The following is a 22,336-nucleotide window of genomic DNA, read 5'->3' as shown; positions in this document are numbered from 1 at the left end:
TCAGCTACTTGTTGTCTCGCGGAGGCATCGGATCGTTGCCATAGCTATTCTTATTCTTGATCGTCCCGTCGCGGCCGTGGACATAAAGCTCGGATCTCGTCTTCTTCGCAGCGTCGCGACCGTAAGTAATGGCCTGCTGCTGAGTGTCGAAGACCTTGCTCGCCCTAGTTGCGCCGGAGTTCTTCACGGACCACCCCCCGGAAGGGTTTGGGACCACATGCTTGCTTACCTTTCTCATGACGCCTGCTCCACATGAAGCTGAGCCGCTGGGTGTTAGTGGCGCTCAGAAACACATGCTAACGCGAAGCGCTACCTCGGTGACGCCTAACCCCTCGCTCAAGCCGAGTTGCCGTGCTTCAAATCAATGCGCCACCGACTTCGAGAACACGTTCATCACCACCACGCCGGCCACAATCAGCGCCATGCCGATCAGCGCGGCGGCGTCGAGTTGCTGGCCAAACAGCAGCCAGCCCACGGCGGCAATCAACACCACGCCCAGCCCGGCCCAGATGGCGTAGGCGATGCCCACCGGAATGGCGCGCAGCGCAATGCTGAGGCAGTAAAACGCGATGCTGTAGCCCACCACCACCAGCACCGACGGCCACAGGCGGGTGAAGCCCTCGCTGGCCTTCAGGCCCGAGGTGGCGATGACTTCGGCCACGATGGCAACCGACAGGAACAGCCAGGGTTTCATTGGGGAGCTCTCGGGTTGAATTAGCCGCGGGCGGTCAGTGGCGGATCTTGTAACCGGTCTTGAAGATCCAGACGATGGTGGTGATGCAGATCAGCAGAAACACGCCAATCATCGCGAGGCTGACGCCAACATTCACGTCCGACACGCCGAAGAAGCTCCAGCGGAAGCCGCTGATCAGATACACCACCGGGTTCAGCAGGGCGATCTTCTGCCAGATGTCGGGCAGCATGCTGATCGAGTAAAAACTGCCGCCCAGAAACGCCAGCGGCGTGACGATCATCAGCGGAATGATCTGTAGTTTTTCGAAGTTGTCGGCCCAGATGCCGATGATGAAGCCGAACAGGCTGAAGGTGACGGCGGTGAGCACCAGAAAGCTCAGCATCCAGATGGGATGAGCGATCTCGTAAGCGACGAACAGCCGCGCGGTGGCGAGAATCACCAGCCCCAGCAGCACCGACTTGGTGGCCGCCGCCCCGGCGTAGCCAATGACGATTTCACTGGCCGACACCGGCGCCGACAGCACCTCGTAGATGGTGCCCGACCACTTGGGCATGTAGATGCCAAACGAGGCGTTCGAGAGGCTCTCACTCATCATCGTCAGCATGATCAGGCCGGGAATGATGAAGGCCCCGTAGGGCACGCCGTCGATCTCGCCCATGCGGCTGCCGATGGCCGCGCCAAACACCACGAAGTACAGCGAGGTCGAGAGCACCGGCGAGGCGAGGCTTTGCATCAGGGTGCGCAGCCAGCGCGACATTTCGAAGTGGTAAATCGCGCGGATGGCATAAAAATTACACACGCCTATCCTGGCGTCTGCCCCTTCGGGGCCAGCCTTGCGGCGGTTAAAATTTGTTCCCGACAAATTTGTCATGCCTGATTCCTCAGCAGATTGACGAAAATATCTTCCAGCGAGCTTTCGGACGATTGCAGCCCCTTGAAGTCGATGCCCAGCTCGCCGAGGCGGCGCAGCAGCGCGGCGATGCCGGTCTGGTCGGTCTGGCTGTCGTAGGTAAATACCAGTGTGTTGCCGTCGTCGGCCAGTTCCAGCGCGTAGCCGGCCAGCGCCTCGGGCAGCTCGGTCAGCGGCTGTTGCAGGTGCAGCGTGAGCTGCTTCTTGCCGAGCTTGTGCATCAGCACGGCCTTGTCCTCCACCAGGATCAACTTGCCGCCGTGGATCACGCCGATGCGGTCGGCCATCTCTTCGGCTTCTTCGATGTAATGCGTGGTGAGGATGATGGTCACGCCGTCGTCGCGCAGGCGCCGCACCATGGCCCACATGTCGCGCCGCAGCTCAACGTCCACGCCCGCCGTGGGCTCGTCCAGAAATAGCAAGGTGGGCTCGTGCGACAGCGCCTTGGCGATCATCACCCGTCGCTTCATGCCGCCCGACAGCGCCATGATTTTTTCGCCGCGCTTGTCCCACAGCGACAGCTCGCGCAGCACCTTTTCAATGTGCGCATCGTTGCGCGGCTTGCCGAACAGCCCGCGCGAAAAGCGCACCGTGGCCCACACCGTTTCAAAGGCATCGGTGTGCAGTTCCTGCGGCACCAGGCCGATGGTGGCGCGCGCCGCGCGGAAGTCGCGCGCCACGTCGTGACCATTGACCAACACCTGCCCGCCGCTGCCATTGACGATGCCGCAGATGATGCTGATCAGCGTCGTCTTGCCCGCCCCGTTGGGGCCGAGCAGCGCAAAAATCTCGCCGCGCCGGATGTCGAGGCTGACGTCACTGAGTGCTTTGAAGCCGGTGGCGTAGGTCTTGTCCAGATGCTGGACCGATAACACGGTAGACACGATCACTCCGCAGGCGACAGGGCGCGTAGCGTGCCACAGGCGCCCGGAGCGTAGAGCGACCCGCCAGACTGTTTTCGCGACCAATCGGGTAGCGTTGCGCGCATGCGCAAAATCATCCACGTCGACATGGACGCCTTCTATGCCTCGGTCGAGCAGCGCGACGACCCGGCGCTGCGCGGCCGTCCGGTGGTGGTGGCGTGGAAGGGTGCGCGGTCAGTGGTGTGTGCAGCGTCATACGAGGCGCGCACTTTTGGCATCCGCTCGGCCATGCCCGCCGTGCGCGCCGAGCGGCTCTGCCCCGAGGCGGTGTTTGTGCCGCCGGACTTCACCCGCTACCGCGCGGTGTCGCAGCAGGTGCGTGAAATCTTCGCCCGGCACACGCCGCTGATTGAGCCGCTGTCGCTGGACGAAGCCTATCTGGACGTCACCGATCATCTGGCGGCGCTGGGCAGTGCCACGGCCGTGGCCGAATGCATCCGTGCGCAGATTCGTGACGAACTGAATCTGACCGCCTCTGCCGGCGTGGCGCCCAACAAGTTTCTCGCCAAGATTGCGTCGGACGTCAACAAGCCCGACGGCCTGTGCGTGGTCAAACCGCGTGATGTCGATTGCTTTTTGCTGCCCCTGCCGGTGGCGCGGCTGCCCGGCGTTGGCAAGGTGACCGGAGACAAGCTGGCGGCGCTGGGCGTCACCAGCGTCGCCGAACTGCGCGGGCTGGAACGCGCGGCGCTGGAAGCCCGTTTTGGCCGCTGGGGCGGTCGTCTGCACGATCTGGCGCTGGGCATTGATGATCATCCGGTGCGCAACGACCGGCAGCGGCGCTCGATCTCGGCCGAGGACACGTTTGCCGACGACCTGCCCGCCGATGCGCTGGCGCCGCACATCCGCCGTATGGCCGACAAGACCTGGGCGGCGGCCGCCAAGCGCGACTTGCGCGGCCGCACGGTGGTGCTGAAGCTGAAGACCGCCGACTTCCGCATCATCAGCCGGCATGTCACCCCGCCGCAGCCACCCATCAGCTTCGAACAATTCACGGCGCTGGCGATTGGCCTGCTGAGCCGCGTCGAGCACCCGCCCGGCCAGCGTTACCGGCTGGTCGGTGTGGGGCTGGACGGCGTCGAATCGGGCGATAGCGGCGTGGCCAGCTCTCAAGCCGACTTGTTCCTGGCTGGAGGCGACCGGTCTTGAGGCCGGAGCCTCCTTCTGGGTCGACCTGATCGGGTTTGAGCGCTGTATTGATTTTGCAGCCGCCGCGTGGTCCATTCGTCGGGACCTCTCTGCCCTTGCCCACATGAAGACACCTGAAACCCGTTACGCCGTCATTCGGGGAGACCGTGTCGCATACCACGTCTTTGGCGAGGGCGAGCGCGACGTGGTGTGCACCTTCGGGCTGTGGAGCAATCTCAACTCGCCGTGGACCGAGCCCAACGCGTCGCGGTTCTTGCGCAATCTGGCCGGCTTTGCCCGCGTCATCCGCTTTGACCGCCGGGGCTCGGGCCTGTCCGATCCTCGTCCAGCCGATGGCCTCAGCGTCATGGCGCATTGGATCGAAGACCTGATCAGCGTGCTTGACGCGGCCGACAGCCCGCGCGCCATGGTTCTGGGCTCGATTGATTCCGGCCCCCTGGTCCTCAATGCCTATGACCAGCACCGAGATCGTATCGATGGGCTGATTCTGGGCATCACCAGCGCCAGCATGCGGGCTGCGCCGGGCTATCCGGGGTTCAGTCCGGACGAGATGAGTGCCCTGCAGCAGACGATCCGCGAGCATTGGGGCACCGAAACGTTTTCTGCGATTTACACGCCCAGCCGGGCCGGCGATCCCGAGGCGATGCGCGGTCAGGCACGCGCCCAACAGGCCATGGCCTCGCCGCGGGCGGTGGCTGAAAATTTGGAGTCGGTCGCGGCCATTGATGCCCGCGCCATTCTTCCGGGCGTACAAGTGCCGACCTTGGTGATTGGTCGCCGCGACTGCACCATGTTTCCCGCCGCGCAGTCCCGCTACATGGCCGAGCACATCCCCGGCGCGCAATGGCTGGACCTGCCGGGGCAAGATGCCAACCTTGCCGGCGAAGGCGTCACCGAGACGCTGTCGGCCATTGAGTCGTTCATCACCGGCCAGCGCCGACGGGTCAGACGCGCCGGTCAGCTCGCCAGCATTCTGTTCACCGACATCGTTGACGCCACCCGGCTTGCCACCCAACTGGGCAATCGCGACTGGCGCGAGCGTCTGGACGAGCATGACCGTCTGGTGCGCGAGCAGGCAACGCATCACGGCGGCGTGGTGGTGGACTCGGCGGGCGACGGCAGCTTTCTGCGCTTTTCGCATCCCGCCGATGCCATCGACTGCGCCGAGTCGTTGCATGAGGCGCTCGGGCGCTTGGCCTTGCCGATTCGTGCCGGGGTTCATGTGGGCGATGTGGAGCTACGCGACGATGGCCGCATTGGTGGGCTGACGGTGCACATCGGCGCCCGCGTTGCGGCCTTCGCCGGCGCAGGAGAGACCTGGGTCTCGCGCACGGTTCGAGACGTCTTGCTGGGCGCCGATTACGCCTTCCAGGAGCGCGGCATCCACAGCCTCAAGGGCGTGCCCAGCAAGTGGCCGCTATATCGGCTCTCGAACCAAAGGTCCGCTTGACGGACCATCGCCCCGTGGGTGTCGCGCGCTGTCAACGATTCAGGGCATTGACTCAACCATGCCCTTGAACCCGCCCCAGAACATGCGCTTGCCGTCGAAGGGCATGTCGCCCGCCGCACACTGCATGCGCGGATCGGCCATCACCTTGGCGTTGACGCGGTCTCGGTCCTTGCGCGACTTGTAGACGATGTAGGCGAACACCACCACTTCGTCGGCCTTGAGCTTGACGCTTTGGGGGAACGACGTGAGCTTGCCGGGTTTCACGTCCTCGGCGACCGTTTCGATGTACTCCAGCGCGCCGTGCTCGCGCCACACCGTGGCGGCCAACTTGGCCATTTTCTTGTACGCCGCCAGATTGGCGGTGGGAACCGGCAAGACAAAACCATCGTAGTAACGGGCCATGGGGGCCTCCTTTGGGTCAGGGGCTCACGCGAGCTGCGCGCCTTGATTGGGCTGCTCGCGAATATCGCGAATCGGGCGCACCTCGATGCAGCCGACCGCTGCCGGCGGAATCTTCGCCGCCAGTTGGATCGCCTCGTTCAGGTCGCGCGCTTCGATCAGATAAAAGCCGGCCAAGGCTTCCTTGGTTTCGGCGAAGGGGCCGTCAGACACGCTGATGCGGCCCTGGCGCACCCGCACCGTGGTGGCGGTGGCCACCGGTTGCAGCGCTTCCGACGCGGTGCAATGGCCGCTGTCGCGCAGTGCACGGTCTACCCCCAGGCATTCGTGATCATCCATCGCAGCGAGCTGACCTTCCTCGCCATAGACGAGGCAGAGATACTTCATGCGCTGTGGCTCAATTGGCATACGCCCTCTCCAGTGTTGCGATATCAATCTTGATCATCTGCATCAAGGCCTGCATGACGCGGTTGACGCGCTGCGGATCAGCGTCACTCATCCAGGCGGCCATCTGCCGGGGCACGATCTGCCACGACAGGCCGTAGCGGTCCTTGAGCCAGCCGCACTGCTGTTCGCTGCCGCCGTCGCCCAGGGCAGTCCAGTAGTGGTCGATCTCGCCTTGGTCGTCGCACTCCACGACAAACGACACCGCTTCGCTGAAGGTGAAATGCGGGCCACCATTGAGTGCTGTGAACGGACGCCCGCGCAGCGTGAAGTTGACAGTGAGGGCCGTCCCTGCGGGCAATGGGGCGCCCTCGCCATAACGTGAAATGGCGTCGATGGCGGCGTCCTTGAACACGTCGCAGTAGTAACGGGCGGCCGGCTCGGCCTGGTCGTCAAACCACAGGCAGGGGGTGATGGCTGCGCTCATGACGACATCTCCGGCATCGCTGCGAGGGCTGCTGCGCAGTCTTCCGGACTGACGTCACGCAGGTGGGTGGCAATCGACCAGCGATGTCCGAACGGGTCTTCAAGCTGCCCGTAACGGTCGCCCCAGAACATGTCGCTGAGCGGCATGATGACGGTGGCGCCTGCCGCAATGGCGCGGGCAAAGGTGGCATCGGCGTCGGCCACGTAGAGGTGAATGCACACAGGCGAACCTGTGAGCCGCTCGGGGCGGTGCGAGGCACACCCGGAGAAGGGATCGGCCAGCATCACCGTGCTGTTGCCAATGCGGATTTGCGCGTGCATCAGGCGGCCATCGGGGCCCGGCAGGCGGGCTTCCTCAATCGCGTCGAACGCGGCCTTGTAAAAAGCGATGGCATCGGACGCGCCTTCACACTCCAGATGCGGGGTGATGGAGTGCATGCCGGCGGGCACCGACTGAATGTCCTTCTGGCGCCGGTCCAGCGCATGGTGCGCGTCGAGGCCCGGGCCGGGGGCGAAGTCTTCCAGTTCGAACAGGCGGCGGACCTCGATGTGGGTGTCGCTGTCGTCCAGGGTCGGGTTGGGGAAGCGCTGCGTCCATTCCCGCGCCTGTTCCGGCGAGTCCACGTTGATGAGGGTGTAGCCGGCAATCAGTTCCTTGCTTTCGGCGAAAGGCCCGTCAATCACACTGCGCTTGGCGCCGTTGTACTGCACCCGCCAGCCATGGCGGCTGGCCTGCAGGCCATTGCCCTCGACCAGCAGGCCGGCGGCTTGCAGGGCCTCGTGGTACTGCGCCATTTCACTCAGCTTGGCCTCGGTGGGCATGGCGTCGGCCTCTGACTGCGCGGTGGCTTTCACCAGAATCATGTAACGCATCAGCACACTCCTTTTGCGTGGATGGACCGGCCGTTTCGGCGGCCTTCTTGGAGTCGTCGAACGGGCCGTAGGCGTTTCGACATCGGTGATGAGATTTATTTTGAGTTGTTATCCAGCGGCCAATGCCGCTAGCCGCTGCTGGATGAAATTCTGCTCGGCAGCCTGCTGCGTCAGAGCCAGCGTGCGTTCGTAGGCGACGCGTGCTTCGTCGTTGCGGCCCAGTTGACGCAGCAAGTCGGCGCGCACGGCGTGTGCGAGCCGGTAGCTGTCCAGGGCGCCGCCGCTGAGCAGGGCGTCGACCGCGCTCAGCCCTGCGGCGGGACCGTCGCGCATGGCCAGCGCCACGGCGTGGTTGAGCGCCACCACCGGGGTGGGCTCGACCTGTAGCAACACGGCATAGAGGCCGGTGATTTCCTGCCAGTCGGTGGCATCGCTGCTGGGGGATTGCGCATGCACGGCGGCAATGGCCGCCTGCAGGCAGTAGCTGCCGGGCAGGGCGCCGCGCGAGGAGGCCCGCAGTGCGCGCTCGACCAGCGCGGCGCCTTCGGCAATCTGCGCGGTGTTCCACAGGGTTCGGTCCTGCTCAGACAGCAGAATAAGCGCGCCCTCCGGCGAGCTGCGGGCGGCGCTGCGGGCGTCGTGCAACAGCATCAGCGCCAGCAGGCCCAAGGCTTCAGGCTGCGGCAACAACTGCACCAGCAGCCGCCCCAGGCGAATGGCTTCGGCAGCCAGGTCGGCACGCATGAGGTCGTCACCGCTGCTGGCGCTGTAGCCCTCGTTGTAGACCAGATAAATCACCCGCAGCACGGCATCGAGGCGCTCGATCAGGGTGTCGGGGCCGGGTACTTCGTAAGGAATACGGGCATCGCGAATCTTCGCTTTGGCGCGCACGATGCGCTGCGCGAGGGTCGGCGCCGGGGTGAGAAACGCGCTGGCAATCGCCTCGGTGGTCAGCCCGCAGACCTCGCGCAGGGTCAATGCCACCTGCACCTCGGCCGAGAGCGCGGGATGACAGCAGGTGAAGATCAGCCGCAGCCTGTCGTCCTCCACCGACTCGGGGTCCTCCAGCGTCGGGTCTTCCGACCCTGCGTCGTGGCGGTCGAGGTCCAGCGGCTCGAAGCGCGCGCGGCGTCGCAGCGCATCGATGACCGTGAAGCGCCCCGCCGAGACCAGCCACGCGCGGGGATTGTCCGGCAGCCCCTGCTTCGGCCACTGTTCCAGTGCGGCCCGAAACGCCTCTTGCAGGGCTTCTTCGGCGAGGTCGAAGTCGCCCAGCAGTCGGATCAAGGTGGCCAGTACCGCGCGGGACTCCTGCGTGTAGACCGCTGAGATGGCCGGTTGCATCGTGGGTACGCGCGGCCGTCAGCCGCCCTTGGCCCCATCGGCACAGTCGACGCAGTGCGTGAACGTGGGATCAATCTCCAATCGCTTCGGGTTGATCGCCTCGCCACAGCCCTCGCACCAGCCAAAGTCGCCCGCTTCAATGCGCCGCAGTGCGGCAGCAATGGCCACCCCCCGCAGTTGTCGGGTGCGCGCGGCGGCCTGGGCCATCGCCTGGCCCTGCATCGCATCAATGCGCGACAGCCGGCCGACGGTGGTCTGGTCCAGTTCGACCACCTTGCGGCTGTCGGCTGACGACTGGTGCAACGCCACCAGCGCGTCACGTTCGGCGATGAGAGCGGTTCTGAAGGCTGCGAGCGGGGCGCTGTCCATGCCCGCAGTCTTCCAGAACCGTAGCGGCTTATGCCAGCTTGTCGTCGGCAATTCGGTAGTGCGGGTCTTCGCGGTAATCGACGACGATCATGGCGCGTGCCTTGTCGAGCAGTTCCAGGCAGTCGTGGCTGAGGTGGCGCAGCTTGAGTTGCTTGTCGAGTCGGTGATAGCGCTCGGCCAGGCTGTTGACCGCTTCCACCGCTGAGTGATCGAACAACCGTGCGTTGCGAAAGTCGATTTCAACGTCATCGGCATCAAGGCGCGGGTTGAACTGTTCAAGAAAATTCTGCGCAGAGGCGAAGAACAAGGTGCCTTCGACATCGTAGATCTTACGGCCGTCGGGCGTGGTGCGGGCGGTCACGGTGACCTTCTTGGCGTGGTTCCAGGCAAAGGCCAGCGCCGAGACGATGACGCCCACAATCACGGCGATGGCGAGGTCGGCAATGACCGTGACGAAGGCCACCAGCAGCCCGACAAAAATGTCGATGGCGGGCACCTTGCCGAACAGCCGGAAGCTGGCCCACTCGAAGGTTTTCTCGGCCACCACGAACATCACGCCAATCAGCGCCGCCAACGGAATCTGCTCAATCAGCGACGAGCCGAACAGGATGAAGGACAGCAAGAACAGCGCGGTGCTGATGCCGGACAGCCGATGCAGCGCGCCGTTGTTCACGTTGATCATGCTCTGGCCGATCATCGCGCAGCCGCCCATGCCGCCGAAGAAGCCGGTCACCACATTGGCCGCGCCCTGCGCCGCGCATTCCTTGTTGGGGCGACCGCGGCTGTCGGTCATGTCATCGATCAGGTTCAGTGTCAGCAGTGATTCGATCAGGCCGATGGCGGCGAGGATCAGCGAGTAGGGCGCGATGATCCACAGGGTTTCAAGATTCCACGGCACATTCGGCAAATGGAAGCTGGGCAGGCCGCCGGCGATGGAGCCCAGATCGCCCACGGTGCGGGTGTCGATGTCCAGCCCCAGGGTGAGCAGCGACACGGCGACGATCGCCACCAAGGTCGCCGGCACCGCTTTGGTGAGCTTCGGCAGCAAGTAGATGATGGCCACGGTCAGCGCGATGAGCCCCAGCATCATGTAAAGCGCCATGCCCTGCAGCCAGGTGCTGCTGCCGTCATCGGCAGTGATTTTGAAGTGGCTGAACTGGGCAATGAAGATGACGATGGCCAGTCCGTTGACGAAGCCCAGCATGACCGGGTGCGGCACCATGCGAATGAACTTGCCGAGTTTTGCGGCGGCGAACACCAGTTGCAGGGCGCCCATCAGCACCACGGCTGCAAACAGATACTCGGCGCCGTGCTGCACCACCAGCGACACCATCACCACCGCTAGCGCGCCTGTGGCGCCCGAGATCATGCCGGGACGGCCACCAAAGGCCGACGTAATCAGCGCCACGATGAAGGCGGCATACAGGCCGGTCAGCGGCGACACCTGTGCGACCAACGCGAAGGCGATGGCCTCCGGCACCATGGCCAGGGCAACCGTCAGGCCGCTGAGAAGGTTGGTTTTGATGAGTTGGGGGGTCAGCGAATTGAACAAAACGAAAGTCCTGATGAATGGGGCGCAAAAAGACGCAGGCGCCCCGGCGCGAGGGCGCAGAGATGAAAGAGTTTGGGAATGCAGGCCGGGCTCGCTGCGCGCCAAAGGGGGCGCGGCGCCCGAGTCATCCGCTAGGGCGGACTGACACCGAGGGACGAAAAGGGGGTCGATTGCTGCATCGCAACATTATGGCGTGCGATGCGGGTGGTGTCCATGTTCCGGGACGCATCAAGCGCGGGTCCCCGCTGTTTTTTGGGGGCCCCAAGCGGCTGCACCCCAGTATTCCAGAACATCCGCCGCCACAACGACGAAAGGCGCCCGGGTCGCCCCGGGCGCCTTGATGAGCGCATTTACGACGCCGCCGAAAGCAGGCGGCACCGATAAGCCGCGCGCTACTCCAGACCGGGCAGCGTGGCCGAGCCGGTCATCGCGCTCAGCCCTTCGACGCTGCCGAACACGCCGCCGTCCATGAAGGCGACCTGTGCGAACGCCTCAATGAGATCGGCCACCGGCGTGGTCAGTGGCAGGCCGGGTTCGGCCAGCGGAATCAGCACCTCGTCCGCCGCAACGTACAGCGGCAGCAGCGTGTCGTAGCCCATGACGAAGAGGCTTTCCACCGTGGTGCCCAGCTCAGCTGCCGGCGTGTCGCGGGTCAACTCGACGGCGAGGCCGCTGAAGCCGTTGCGATTGGCCAGAAAGCCGTCGGTGGTGTTGCCGGCCAAAAACGGTCTTGCCGCATTGGCCAGTCCACCCGGAAAGCTGGGGCTGCCGACCACGAAGGTACTGATGGCCGGCTGAATGTTGCCGAGCCCCAGATTGGGCGCCGTTTGTCCCCACGCACTCCCCATCGAAAGCGCCAATACCAGGGCGGAAATTGATCGAATCATTGTCGAATCCTCTTTGTTGTGGGCCGCTTTTGCGACCTTGGTGAACGTGACTGATACGTCGCACGGCGCTCGTCAGACGCTTGGTGCGTGTCCGGTTGCGAGTGGTCACCGTTGCCGAAGGTTCCCTGCCGAGTTGATTCTGACAGTGACTACCCTGACGTTGCGCCCCGCGTCTCGCGCCAGGTCGATGCCACCGTTTGCCCGCGTGCTTCGTCCAGCCGCCACACCGCCACCAACCCTGCAACAAACAACAGCAGACAAAAGACGATGGCGTTGGCCAGACCCAGCACCGCTTGAATCAGTCCGAGCCCCACCAGACCGAACACGGCCGCGAGCTTGGAGGCCAGCCCCCAGAAGCCGAACATTTCGGATGCCTTGCTGCGTGGCGACAGAATGCCCACCAGCGCGCGCCCGGCAGACTGTGACGAGCCCAGGCTCAGTCCCGACAGGACGCCGGCAAACAGGAACACGTACTGAGCTTCCCACGCCACGCCCAGCGTTTGCTGCGCGAGCCGTGTCAGGGACGGCGTCTGCCAGATGGCCAGAATGGCCAGCATCCACAGCACCAGCGTGCACATATAGGTGCGCTTGGCGCCGAAGTGGCTCTGGATAAAACCGAAGCCAATGGCGCCGACGGTGGCGGTGATCTGCACGGTGACGAACATCAGCACCCGGACGTTTTCATCCCAGCCGATCACCTGCGCGCCGTAGATGAAGGCGAAACTGATGATGATGCTGATGCCAGCCATGGTGAAAAAGATCGACACCATCAGCGTTGACAGGTCGCGAAACTGCCCCATGTCGCGCAGCGTGCTGCGGACCCGCGCGAAACCCATGCGCACCAGTGACTCGCCCGGCGGCAGGCGTTGTGCACGCCCGCGTTCCTTAGCGAACAGAAAGGTTGGAATCGCCGCGATCAGGAAAAACCCGGCCGCGAAGGGCCCCACCCAGCGGATGGTCTCGAAGTTGTCCTGCGACACCTCGCCGAGAAACGCCAGCGCGAATGCGGTGGCGACCAGGCCGCCGACGTAGCCCACGCCCCAGCCGAAGCCCGAAATCCAGCCGAGCGACTTGCTGGGCCCCAGGCCGGGCAAAAAGCTGGCGATAAAGCTCTCGCCAATGGCGTAGGCGAAGTTGGAGGCAATGATCAGCACCATCGCCAGCCACCAGAAGCCGGGCGTGGCGAAGTACAGCATCGCCGTGGTGATGACCGTCGCCACATAACTGATGAACAGGAAGCGCTTGCGCGACCGCTGAAAGTCCATCACCGCACCCGCCACAGGGGCGGCGACCACCACCATCAGGTAGCTCGCCGCGAGCGCCAGCGACCACAACAGATTGCCCAGCCGGTAGTCCGGCGCGTCGCCGACGATGACCCGTGTGAACAGGTCACCGAAGATCACCGTGATGATCAGCAGCGTGTACGCCTGATTGGCGAAGTCGAACATCGCCCAGCCAACGATCTCTTTGGCGGGCGCCAGCTTGCGGGTGGCCATGCGGGATTCCTGAGGTGCGCCGCGCATTGTGGCGCGGGCGCACCCGGGCCGTGTGACGGGCAAATTGGCCGGTTGCGCAGCCTGCATCAACGACGCATGCCTGCGCGGCGATGCTGGCATGCTGGCAACCCGGTGCAGGTCATGGTGCCGCCGCCGTGCAGGTGTGGCGCTGCAGCCCATGACGATGACAGTGTTCGATGTCAAGGTTCGCCGCCCGTCCGAAGGCCCCATCTCGGCCGGTTCGCAGTCACGTGGAGAGAGTTGATGAGCAAACAAGCCCTGGATGTGTTGATCATTGGCGCCGGCATTTCCGGCATCGGCGCAGCGTGTCACCTGACCCGTGAATGCCCCGACAAGCGCTATGCGATTCTTGAGCGGCGCGACGAGATTGGTGGCACCTGGTCTCTGTTCAACTACCCGGGCATCCGCTCCGACTCCGACATGTACAGCTTCGGCTTCTCGTTCCGCCCGTGGACCGAGCCGAAAATATTGGCCGACGGCCCGTCGATTCGTCAGTACGTGAACGACACCGCGCAGGAATACGGCGTGTTTGAGCACATCCAGTTTGGCCGCAAGGTGCTCAAGGCATCGTGGTCATCCGAGGACGCGCTGTGGACGGTGGAGGCCACCAACGCCAAGGGCAATGCCGAGACTTACACCGCGCGTTTCATGATCGGCTGCACGGGTTACTACAACTACGACAAGGGCTACAAGCCCGAATTTCCCGGCGAGAAGGACTTTGGCGGGCGGGTCATCCACCCGCAGTTCTGGCCGAAAGACCTCGACTACAAAGGCAAGCGCGTGGTGATCATCGGCAGTGGCGCCACCGCCATCACCCTGGTGCCGTCAATGGCGTCGGATGCCGCACACGTAACCATGCTGCAGCGTTCGCCGACCTACATTTTGTCGTTGCCCTCGATCGACAAGGTCGCGGCCAAGCTGCAGAAATGGCTGCCGGCCAAACTCGCCTACAAACTCAACCGCACCCGCAACATTTTGCTGGCGCGCGGACTGTACGAGTTCGCCCGTCGCCGCCCTGCAGGCATGAAGCGTTTCTTGCTCGGACGGGTGAAAAAGCAGATTGGCGAGCAATCCGACATGCGCCATTTCACCCCCAGCTACAACCCCTGGGACGAACGCCTGTGCATCGTGCCCAGCGGCGACCTGTTCAAGGCCATCCGCGCCGGCAAGGCCAGCGTTGAAACCGACCATATCGACACGTTTACCAAGGACGGCATCCGCCTGAAAACCGGGCAGGAACTGAAGGCCGACATCATCGTCACCGCCACCGGCTTGAACGTGCAGATGCTGGGTGGCATGGCCGCCCAGGTCGACGGCAAACCGCTGGTGCCGCGCGAGCACATGATCTACAAGGGTGTGCTCATGCAGGACGTGCCCAACGCCGCGATGATCGTTGGCTACACCAATATTTCGTGGACGCTGAAGGTCGACATTGCCTGCGAATACATCTGTCGCCTGCTCAAGCACATGGACGCCAAGGGCTACACCAGTGCCGTGCCGCGCGACCTTGAAGGCTGCATGGACGAGAACAACACCATTCTGGGCGCGCTGTCGTCAGGCTATGTGATGCGCGCCGCGGGCGAGTTGCCGCGCCAAGGCACGCAAAGCCCCTGGCACGTGTCGCAGAACTATCTGCGTGACGTGCCCGAGTTGCGCTACGGCAAGATCGAAGACGGCGTGCTGCGATTTGATGATGTGGGCAGCGAAGGCGAGGCCGTACGCCGCGCCGCCTGAAGGCCGGTCAGGGCGCCTCGCTCGCCTGGGCGTCCAGTAGCCCGGCGATACGCTGCCGGTAGGCGGCCACGTCAAAACTCGGTGCCGAGCAGCGTGAGGCGGTGCAGAAGTAGCCGGCCGCTTGATCAAACTCGGGAAACTCGACATCGGCGTGGGGTAGCGGGCCTTCGCTGCGGTCCCACCACTCGATACGACGGCGCGGGCCGGGCGCGCACAGGGCCTCGGCGTGCAGTGCCGTTGCCGCCGGATCGTCCTTGCGTCCCACCACGACCAGATGCAGCGGCGCCTCACCGATTGCGTGGCTGGCGAGCAAGGGGCTGGACTCCTCGAAACGGCGGCTGCGCACCGCAGCGCTCGCCAGATGGCGCATGGCTGTCTCTGCGTGTGCGCGATGCCGGGCGTCGCCGGTGTAGTGATGCAGCAGGTCGAAGAACAGCGCGGCGTCGAGGTTTTCGGCGATGGTCGCGACCGGGGCGACCGGCGTGCCGTCATCCACTGCCGTGAGAAACCCCGTGTCGTTGTCAGCCGCGAAGGTGGTGGCCAGCCAGTTGGAGGTGGTCACCGCGTCGGTCAGCCATTGGCGGTCTCCGGTCGCGGCGTGCAGCGCCAGCATCGCAGCGGCCATGTGCAGGCTGTCGCCCAGGTAGGGTCCGGCGATGTCGTCATCGCCGTGATTGAAGCCACCGTCGTCGCGACGCCGATGTGCCAGGGTCCAGCGCGCGGCGGTGTCGGCGGCGGCCAGCGCCTGAGCATCGCCGCTGACGCCGGCCCATACCGCCAGCGCCTCGGCCGCTTGCCCGTTGGCGTCGGCGTAGCGGTTGCGGTCGATGCGCGGCATGCCGATCTTACGGCGCGCGGCATCACCCAGGGCGAAGTAGTCGCCTGCCTTCTCGCCCTGCACCACGTCGGCGTCTTGGCTGACATAGAACGCACCCTCCGGGCTGCGCAGAAAATCCATCAGGTAGCGCTGAATGTCGCGTGCGGCGGCGGCATATTCCGGGAGTTGCCACTGCGCATAGGCGAGGGCGTAGAGCCGCAGATAACGCGCCTGTGAGCGCATGATTTTTTCGAAATGCAGCCGATCCCAGCGGCCGCCCGTCGAGTACTGGTAAATGCCGCCCCACACCGGGTCGATGAGCCCGATGGCGGCATCCAGGGTCTGCCGCGCACGCTGGGCCGCTGCCGCGTCACCGGCCAGCGCGCGCGTCATGTCGTACTCGACGTGGGCGCGGTCAAGAAACTTCTGTGGCAGGCGCAGCCCCCCGCGTCGGGCGTCGTGATCGCCGATATGGGTCGCCAGCAGCCGTTCAAACTCGGCCTCGTTGAGCGCATCGCCGACGCGTTTGCTGACGCGTGCTGGCCGCTGCTCAGGCGACGGGTCATCGACGATGGCGGTCAGCAGCCGAACGAAATCATCTGGCGCAATGTAGCCCGCGCGCTTGACCAGTTCGGCACCGTCAGCATCCAGAAAAATTAGGGCCGGCCAGCCGTAATCGCGGAAGCGGTTGGCCAGCGCCGGCTGCGCGTCGTGGTCGGCGCGCACCACCACGAAGCGCTCGGCCAGCAGCTTGACGACGGCATCACGGGCAAAGGTATCGGCCTGCATCACGTGGCACCAGTGGCACCAAACCGCTTCGAGGTAAAGGAACACCGGCTTGTCGTCGCGCCCCGCCTCGGCGAAGGCGGCCGGCGACCAGGGTTGCCAGGCGATGCCGGGCGATGCCGACACGGGTCCGGCGAGCAAGCCTACGAAGGTCAAGACCAGCAGGGCGAGACGTTGGGTGAGGTGCATGGCCGACTTACGACGAACAACGGTGTCGGGATGCGCGCAGAACCTTCAGGGCGTCGCCAGACAAGGCTGACCGTCGCGCATCTCGAAATAACGGCGGGCCAGTGCCGGGTAGCGTGGGTCGTCGTGGGGGCGAGCGTTGACGTCAAACCACGGCGCCGCCGCCTGGCGGTAGCGGGCGTGATAATCCAGGCCGTACAGCGTCGCACTGATCAGGGCAATGGCCGCCAGTCCGGCGAGCACACGCGTCGTGCCAAGCGGCTTGGCGGTGACCAGACTCGTGGCCGCCAGACTGACGGCCATCAGCCAGGGGCCGGTCGCGCCCAGCGAACGCAGCGCATGAGGCGTGCTTTCCCAGGTCAATGCTGCAGGCAGGATGCCGGCCAGCGTCAAGGCCAACAGCAACCCAAAGGCACGGCCTGGCCAGCGTCCCAGCAACAGGGCGGCGGCCAGCACCGCGATCTCGGCCGCGCCAATCAGGCCGCCGTAGCCGGAGCCGTGACGCAGGTTGGTGTCGCCATGGGCGAACAGGTAGCCGGGGCTGAGATGGGCACCCAGTTGCTGGATTGCGATCAGCGGCAAGTCGACCAGCGCGTGGCCGTTGTCGGACAACCATCGCGGATTCCAGATCGCCAGCATGCTGCCGCGTCCGCGAAAGCCGGCGTCGGCATACAGGCTCAGCAGTGGAATCGCCAGCAGCGCCGCGGGGATGGCTGCCCACAGCCAGCCGCGCCATTGGCGGAAGCCGCGGTCGAACAGCGCCAGTAGCGTCCATGACACCGCCACCTGGATGCGCACGGGCGGGTAGGTGTAGGCGGCGGCAATCGACAGCACCCCAAACAGCATCCAGCCGATGCGGCGCGGCGCGCCCGGATCGCCGCCGTGGCGACTGGCCCAAAAGTACGCGGCCAGCGCCGCAGCCCACAGCGCGGCGGCCATGATCGGGTCCCAGAACACGCGGGACAGGTGAAACAGCCACGGCGAGCTGACGGCGACCAGCAAAGCGATGGGGAGGGCGATGACGCGACCGCTGATCACCGCAGCGGCGCCAGCGACGCCCAGGACCACCCCCAGTCCGGCGGCCGCCGCGAGGGCGCGGAAGCTGGCGACGCTGTCACCAAAAAGTGCCGTCCAGGCGGCGCCCAGGTAAAGGGTGGGGGGTGACGCCTGGCCGCCGCCCAGGACCTCGGCGAACAGTGGCCAGGGTTTTCCCTGAGCGTCGCCGCCCGTGCTGCGCAGGCACATCACCTGCGCGGCGATAGCGGCTTCGTCGACGTAGAAGCCCGGCGGGCTGTGATCCAGTCCGATGAAGCGGCTGGCGATCAGCCCGGCGAGCAGCAGGGCCAGCGCGGCAAGCCCGACGTGTCGCCAACCCCCGGGCTGCGCCTGCGCCGGTGGCAGGTCACCGTCGCTGGGCGTCTTCGGCGGCTCGCCGTCGACGGCAAGCGGGTCATTCGCCGGTGACGGCCAGTCGGACATCAGCCGGTCTGTTGTCGCGCCCGGGCGATGGCGGCGCGCACCTGCGCCGGCGCCGTGCCGCCAATGTGGTCACGTGCCGCCACCGAGCCGTCGAGGGTGATGACCTCGAACACATCGGCAGCGATGGTCGGTGAGAAGCCCTGCAGGGTTTCAAGGCTGAGTTCCGACAGGTCACAACCCTGCTTCGCCGCGTGGGCGACGGCAGAGCCGACGACGTGGTGGGCGTCGCGAAAGGCCATGCCCTTCTTGACGAGGTAGTCGGCAAGGTCGGTGGCGGTCGAGAAGCCCCTAAAGGCGGCCTCGCGCATGCGCGGCCGGTTGGCCTTGACGTGGGGCATCATTTCACCGAACACCTGCAGGCAGATCGTCACCGTGTCGATGGCATCGAACAGCGGCTCCTTGTCTTCCTGATTGTCGCGGTTGTAGGCCAGCGGCTGGCCTTTCATAAGCACCAGCAGCGCGGTGAGGTCACCGATGACGCGTGCGGTCTTGCCGCGCACCAGTTCGGGCACGTCGGGGTTTTTCTTCTGCGGCATGATCGAACTGCCGGTGCAGAAACGGTCGGGCAGATCAACGAAGCCGAACATCGGCGTTGCCCACAGAATCAGCTCTTCGCTCCAGCGCGACAGGTGCACCATCAACAGGCTGGCGGCGGCGCAGAATTCGATGGCGAAGTCACGGTCGCTCACGGTGTCCAGCGAATTTTCGGTGACGCCGTCAAAGCCCAGCTCGGCGGCGACCCGCGCGCGGTCAATGGGATAGACCGTGCCGGCCAGCGCGGCAGCGCCCAGCGGCAACAGGTTCATGCGGCGGCGGGCGTCAACGAAGCGGCTGTGATCACGCAGCAGTTGTTCGCGCCACGCCAGCAGGTGATGGCCGAAGGTGACCGGCTGGGCGATCTGCAGGTGGGTGAAGCCGGGCATGACGGTGTCGGCCTCGGTTTCGGCAAGGTCCAGCAGCGCGCCCGCGAGCGTGTCAATCAGCGCCAACACGTCGTCGATGGCGTCGCGCACGTAGAGGCGAATGTCGGTGGCGACCTGGTCGTTACGGCTGCGGCCGGTGTGCAGGCGCTTGCCGGCGTCGCCGATGCGCTCAGTCAGGCGCGCCTCAATGTTCATGTGCACGTCTTCGAGTTCGGTCTTCCACTCGAATTGGCCGGCGTCGATCTCGGCCTCGATGTCGCCCAGCCCCTTGACGATGGCGGCAACGTCGTCGGCCGTCAGCACGCCGACCGCCGCCAGCATGCGGGCATGGGCGATGGAGCCGCGGATGTCGTGACGGTAGAGGCGTGCATCGAAGCTCACCGATTCGGAAAAGCGTTCGACCAGCGTGCTGGTGGACTCGGCGAAGCGACCGCCCCAGAGCTTGGCGCTCATCGTTGAAACCTCTAAGCGTGCGTGAAGGGCGCGATTATAGGCGGCGCTGCCGTGTGTCCCGCGCATTGATCATCACGCACAATGCCGGTCGCACGACCTCGGAGTGTCATGAAACGCGTTCGCCCACAGCGTGGCCCCCTACTGGAGCTGATTCCCGATTTCTGTCGCGGCGGGGCGCTGCTGACCCAGGCCTTCGTGCTGCAGCTGGTGGCCATTGTCCTGACCCTGGCCGGTGACGCACGCGGCGGGGACGCGGTATCGCGGCTGATGATGCTGACCATTTACCTGCAATGGATTGGGGTGATCTCCGGCGCTTCGCTGTGCTGGGCGCGCAGTTGGTTGGCCGTGGCGCGACCGGGGGTGGTGTTTTTTGTTTGTTGGGGCATGTTGGTGGTGGTGGTGCTGTTCATGTCCGACCTGGGTTACCTGGTGGTCGTCGAACTGCGCTGGTCGGAGTTTCTGCCGGCCGAAAGCCGCCTTGAGTTCATCGCCCGCCACAGCGCAATTGCCGGCATCGTGTCGGTGGGTCTGTTGCGCTACTTCTGGGCGCGGCATCAGTGGCAGCAGAACATCAAGGCCGAGGGTGAGGCGCGCTATCAAGCGCTCAACGCACGCATCAAGCCCCACTTTTTGTTCAACTCACTGAACAGCGTCGCCGAGCTGATTCACGCCCGTCCGAATGATGCTGAAGACATGGTCGTGGACCTTTCAGAGCTTTTTCGCGCCAGCCTCGAAAAGCGTGGCCAACTCGGAACGCTGGAAGAAGAGATCGCGCTGTGTCGGTCGTATCTGCGCATCGAGCAGGTGCGGCTTAGCGAGAAGCTGAGCGTCATCTGGGATGTGCCCGACGCGCTACTGAGCTGGTCGCTGCCGATGCTGGTGGTGCAACCCCTGATCGAGAACGCGGTGCACCACGGCGTGTCGCGGATGACCAAGGCCGGGATGATTCGCGTCACCATTCGCAAGATCGGTTCGCGACTGGTGGTGGAGGTCGAAAATCCGATCCCGGATGGCGATGTTGAAGGCCAGCATGCCGGTCAACGCGGCAATCACATCGCCGTCGACAACATTGCCCAGCGTTTGGTGCTGATCTACGGCGATCAGGCGCGGCTGGAAATGGGTAAGGACCCGAGGCTTGACGGCCCGGTGTTTCGCGTACGATTGTCTTTGCCCGAATCGCCGCGCACTGGCGAGTTCACATGACAAGTTCGAAAAGAGATAGGGGATCAAGGCCTTGAGAGTCGTCGTCGTTGATGATGAGCCGCTGGCACGAGACCGCATCAAGCGGTTGCTTTCGGAATTTCCCGGTTATGAGGTCGTGGGCGAAGCTGGCGATGGCGAGAGCGCCTTGGACCTCATTGATGAGGAAGAGCCGGATCTGGTGTTGCTCGACATTCGCATGGGGGGCATTGACGGGGTGCAAGTCGCCCGCAGCCTCCAGGACATGGAACTGCCGCCGGCGGTGATCTTCACCACCGCGTACTCAGAGCACGCCCTGTCGGCCTTTGACGCCAATGCGCAGGCCTATCTGCTGAAGCCCATACGCGCCGAGAAGCTCAAGGAAGCGCTGATGCGCATCCGCCGTCCCAACCGCGCGCAGCGCCCCGGTAACGGGGTGGCTGTCGATGCCAAACCCAAGCGCGAGTTCGTGCTGGCGACGGCGCGCGAGGGGCTGACACGCATTCCGGCCGAAGACATCGTCTGTTTCATCGCCGACCAGAAGTACACCACCGTATGTCATCTGCACGGTGAAGTGCTGATCGAAGAATCACTGAAAACGCTCGAAGAAGATTTCGCCCCCTGGTTCCTGCGCGTACACCGCAAGGCCTTGGTGGCGACGCGCTTCATCTCCGGTCTGGAGCGTGAACGTCAGGGCGAACAGCACCACTGGCTGCGCGTGCGCCACGCTGCGCGGCCGTTGCCGGTGTCACGGCGCCGGCTGGCTGAGGTGCGGCGGTTCATCACCGATCAATCCTGAGTGGTGACGTTCGATTCTGTGCCTGAGACGCGTTCGTGAGCGTGCTCAGGATTGCAACGCGCGAGTCGCCGCTGGCGCTGTGGCAGGCGCATCACGTGCAAGGCTTGCTTGCTTCGGCGCATCCCGATCTACAGGTGGAACTGTTGCCCATGACCACGCTGGGCGACCAGCGGCTCGAAGGCTCTTTGTCAAAAGTCGGCGGCAAAGGCCTGTTTGTCAAAGAGCTGGAACAGGCGCTGCTCGAGGGTCGCGCCGACATTGCCGTGCACTCGATGAAGGACGTGCCGGCCGAGCAGCCCGAGGGCCTCATGCTCGCCACCTTTCTGCCTGGCGAAGACCCGCGTGACGCGTTCGTGTCCTCGCGCTTTGCGCGACTTGACACCCTGCCGATTGGTGCTTGCGTGGGCACGTCCAGCCTGCGGCGGCAGACGCAACTCAAACACCTGCGCCCCGATCTGCGCATCGAGGTGCTGCGCGGCAACGTCGGTACGCGTCTGCGCAAACTCGACGAGGGCGCTTACGACGCCATTCTGCTGGCCTGCGCCGGGCTGATTCGGCTGGGGCTGGCCGAGCGCATTCGTGAGGCGCTGCCGGTCGATGTCTTTGTTCCGGCGGTTGGCCAGGGCATCGTCGGCATTGAATGCCGCAGCGACGACCGGACCACGCGAGACTGGCTTGCGCCGCTGGACAACGCGCCGTCGCGCATTCGTTTGGCCGCCGAGCGAAGCTTCAACCGCGACCTGGGCGGCAACTGCCAGGTGCCCGTGGCCGGACATGCGGTGCTGCGCGATGGTCAGCTCCGCCTCGATGGGCTGGTCGGCACCCCCGATGGCACGCGACAACTGCGCCATGCCATTAGCGGCGCGGCAATGGAGGCGACAACCCTGGGCCATCAACTCGCCAGCCGCCTGTTGGCCGACGGTGCGCGCGACATCCTTAGTGCGTGTGGCGTTCCGTAGAGTGGGTTGAGCTTGCGAACCCCGACCACGACCGGGTTATCGGCATGAATGCCGACCCGCAAGCGCGGTGTTTGTAGGTCGGGT

The 22,336-nt window shown here is 64.8% G+C and carries 22 protein-coding genes and 1 pseudogene; 6 read left to right on the top strand and 17 right to left on the bottom strand.

Features of this window, described 5'->3' with window-relative positions; genetic code table 11:
• Nucleotides 1–4: 4 nt before the first annotated feature.
• The 4 genes from U741_RS0100735 to U741_RS0100720 all read right to left on the bottom strand — a co-directional run bounded on the left by U741_RS0100735 (nt 5) and on the right by U741_RS0100720 (nt 2,494).
• Nucleotides 5–238, bottom strand: a complete 234-nt coding sequence (locus U741_RS0100735; RefSeq protein ID WP_029888582.1) for a DUF2188 domain-containing protein — start codon at nt 236–238, stop codon at nt 5–7.
• A gap of 123 nt (nt 239–361) precedes the next feature.
• Nucleotides 362–694: a DMT family transporter gene (locus U741_RS0100730; protein WP_029888581.1), complete on the bottom strand. Its 333-nt coding sequence runs from the start codon at nt 692–694 to the stop codon at nt 362–364.
• A gap of 34 nt (nt 695–728) precedes the next feature.
• A complete protein-coding gene (locus U741_RS0100725) occupies nt 729–1,493 on the bottom strand; it encodes an ABC transporter permease (protein WP_029888580.1) in 765 nt (254 codons plus the stop codon).
• A gap of 68 nt (nt 1,494–1,561) precedes the next feature.
• A complete protein-coding gene (locus U741_RS0100720) occupies nt 1,562–2,494 on the bottom strand; it encodes an ABC transporter ATP-binding protein (protein ID WP_436239740.1) in 933 nt (310 codons plus the stop codon).
• A 96-nt stretch (nt 2,495–2,590) separates the two neighbouring features.
• Here U741_RS0100720 and dinB point away from each other — a divergent pair, with 96 nt between their 5' ends.
• Together dinB and U741_RS0100710 are read left to right on the top strand one after the other, a co-directional pair.
• Nucleotides 2,591–3,676, top strand: a complete 1,086-nt coding sequence (gene dinB / locus U741_RS0100715) for a DNA polymerase IV (protein WP_029888578.1) — start codon at nt 2,591–2,593, stop codon at nt 3,674–3,676.
• Between the two features lie 103 nt (nt 3,677–3,779).
• Nucleotides 3,780–5,126: an adenylate/guanylate cyclase domain-containing protein gene (locus U741_RS0100710; protein ID WP_052378362.1), complete on the top strand. Its 1,347-nt coding sequence runs from the start codon at nt 3,780–3,782 to the stop codon at nt 5,124–5,126.
• Between the two features lie 39 nt (nt 5,127–5,165).
• On the opposite strand, the gene U741_RS0100705 is transcribed toward U741_RS0100710, so the two are convergent.
• The 10 genes and pseudogenes from U741_RS0100705 to U741_RS0100665 all read right to left on the bottom strand — a co-directional run bounded on the left by U741_RS0100705 (nt 5,166) and on the right by U741_RS0100665 (nt 12,916).
• Entirely contained in the window at nt 5,166–5,528 is a 363-nt protein-coding gene (locus U741_RS0100705) for a DUF1428 domain-containing protein (RefSeq protein WP_029888576.1), read from the bottom strand.
• Nucleotides 5,529–5,552: 24 nt separating this feature from the next.
• Nucleotides 5,553–5,912 (bottom strand): YciI family protein, encoded by a 360-nt coding sequence (locus U741_RS0100700; RefSeq protein WP_029888575.1) that lies wholly within the window; start codon nt 5,910–5,912, stop codon nt 5,553–5,555.
• 10 nt (nt 5,913–5,922) lie between these two features.
• Nucleotides 5,923–6,396 (bottom strand): VOC family protein, encoded by a 474-nt coding sequence (locus tag U741_RS0100695; RefSeq protein WP_029888574.1) that lies wholly within the window; start codon nt 6,394–6,396, stop codon nt 5,923–5,925.
• Complete coding sequence (locus U741_RS19915; RefSeq protein WP_043110343.1) at nt 6,393–6,833, bottom strand: VOC family protein; 441 nt, start codon at nt 6,831–6,833, stop codon at nt 6,393–6,395. Before U741_RS19915 ends, U741_RS0100695 begins: the two co-directional genes overlap by 4 nt.
• 141 nt (nt 6,834–6,974) lie before the next feature.
• Nucleotides 6,975–7,259: pseudogene (locus U741_RS19910) on the bottom strand (YciI family protein); the annotation flags it as partial.
• Between the two features lie 117 nt (nt 7,260–7,376).
• Nucleotides 7,377–8,612: an RNA polymerase sigma factor gene (locus tag U741_RS0100685; RefSeq protein WP_029888572.1), complete on the bottom strand. Its 1,236-nt coding sequence runs from the start codon at nt 8,610–8,612 to the stop codon at nt 7,377–7,379.
• Nucleotides 8,613–8,630: 18 nt separating this feature from the next.
• The gene (locus tag U741_RS0100680; RefSeq protein ID WP_029888571.1) at nt 8,631–8,981 is read right to left on the bottom strand and encodes a TraR/DksA family transcriptional regulator; all 351 of its coding nucleotides are present in this window, start codon (nt 8,979–8,981) and stop codon (nt 8,631–8,633) included.
• A gap of 28 nt (nt 8,982–9,009) precedes the next feature.
• Nucleotides 9,010–10,533 carry a SulP family inorganic anion transporter gene (locus tag U741_RS0100675; RefSeq protein WP_029888570.1) on the bottom strand — a complete coding sequence of 508 codons (1,524 nt, stop codon included), beginning with the start codon at nt 10,531–10,533 and terminating at the stop codon, nt 9,010–9,012.
• A gap of 392 nt (nt 10,534–10,925) precedes the next feature.
• Nucleotides 10,926–11,420, bottom strand: coding sequence for a hypothetical protein (locus U741_RS0100670; RefSeq protein WP_152551442.1), 495 nt, complete (start codon nt 11,418–11,420; stop codon nt 10,926–10,928).
• Between the two features lie 149 nt (nt 11,421–11,569).
• Nucleotides 11,570–12,916, bottom strand: coding sequence for an MFS transporter (locus tag U741_RS0100665; RefSeq protein ID WP_043110149.1), 1,347 nt, complete (start codon nt 12,914–12,916; stop codon nt 11,570–11,572).
• 264 nt (nt 12,917–13,180) lie between these two features.
• Here U741_RS0100665 and U741_RS0100660 point away from each other — a divergent pair, with 264 nt between their 5' ends.
• Nucleotides 13,181–14,671 carry a flavin-containing monooxygenase gene (locus U741_RS0100660; RefSeq protein WP_029888567.1) on the top strand — a complete coding sequence of 497 codons (1,491 nt, stop codon included), beginning with the start codon at nt 13,181–13,183 and terminating at the stop codon, nt 14,669–14,671.
• Nucleotides 14,672–14,678: 7 nt separating this feature from the next.
• Here U741_RS0100660 and U741_RS0100655 read toward each other — a convergent pair whose 3' ends face one another.
• From U741_RS0100655 to argH, 3 genes are read right to left on the bottom strand one after another with little or no spacing between them, the layout of a single operon-like run.
• Nucleotides 14,679–16,463, bottom strand: a complete 1,785-nt coding sequence (locus U741_RS0100655; RefSeq protein WP_029888566.1) for a DUF255 domain-containing protein — start codon at nt 16,461–16,463, stop codon at nt 14,679–14,681.
• Between the two features lie 45 nt (nt 16,464–16,508).
• On the bottom strand, nt 16,509–17,939 hold the full coding sequence (locus U741_RS0100650; RefSeq protein ID WP_029888565.1) for a hypothetical protein: 1,431 nt from the start codon (nt 17,937–17,939) through the stop codon (nt 16,509–16,511).
• Complete coding sequence (gene argH, locus U741_RS0100645) at nt 17,939–19,315, bottom strand: argininosuccinate lyase (RefSeq protein ID WP_029888564.1); 1,377 nt, start codon at nt 19,313–19,315, stop codon at nt 17,939–17,941. The genes U741_RS0100650 and argH overlap by 1 nt, the downstream gene beginning before the upstream one ends.
• Nucleotides 19,316–19,423: 108 nt before the next feature.
• Between argH and U741_RS0100640 the strand changes: the two genes are divergently transcribed.
• The 3 genes from U741_RS0100640 to hemC are packed head-to-tail and all read left to right on the top strand — an operon-like array spanning nt 19,424 to nt 22,252.
• Nucleotides 19,424–20,518 carry a sensor histidine kinase gene (locus U741_RS0100640; RefSeq protein ID WP_029888563.1) on the top strand — a complete coding sequence of 365 codons (1,095 nt, stop codon included), beginning with the start codon at nt 19,424–19,426 and terminating at the stop codon, nt 20,516–20,518.
• A gap of 31 nt (nt 20,519–20,549) precedes the next feature.
• Nucleotides 20,550–21,293 carry a LytR/AlgR family response regulator transcription factor gene (locus tag U741_RS0100635; RefSeq protein WP_029888562.1) on the top strand — a complete coding sequence of 248 codons (744 nt, stop codon included), beginning with the start codon at nt 20,550–20,552 and terminating at the stop codon, nt 21,291–21,293.
• A gap of 35 nt (nt 21,294–21,328) precedes the next feature.
• On the top strand, nt 21,329–22,252 hold the full coding sequence (gene hemC, locus U741_RS0100630) for a hydroxymethylbilane synthase (protein WP_029888561.1): 924 nt from the start codon (nt 21,329–21,331) through the stop codon (nt 22,250–22,252).
• Nucleotides 22,253–22,336 lie beyond the last annotated feature (84 nt).

It is taken from the genome of Polycyclovorans algicola TG408 (genome assembly GCF_000711245.1).
In the GTDB taxonomy this organism is placed as follows: domain Bacteria; phylum Pseudomonadota; class Gammaproteobacteria; order Nevskiales; family Nevskiaceae; genus Polycyclovorans; species Polycyclovorans algicola.
This window is presented reverse-complemented; position numbering and strand designations above follow the sequence as displayed.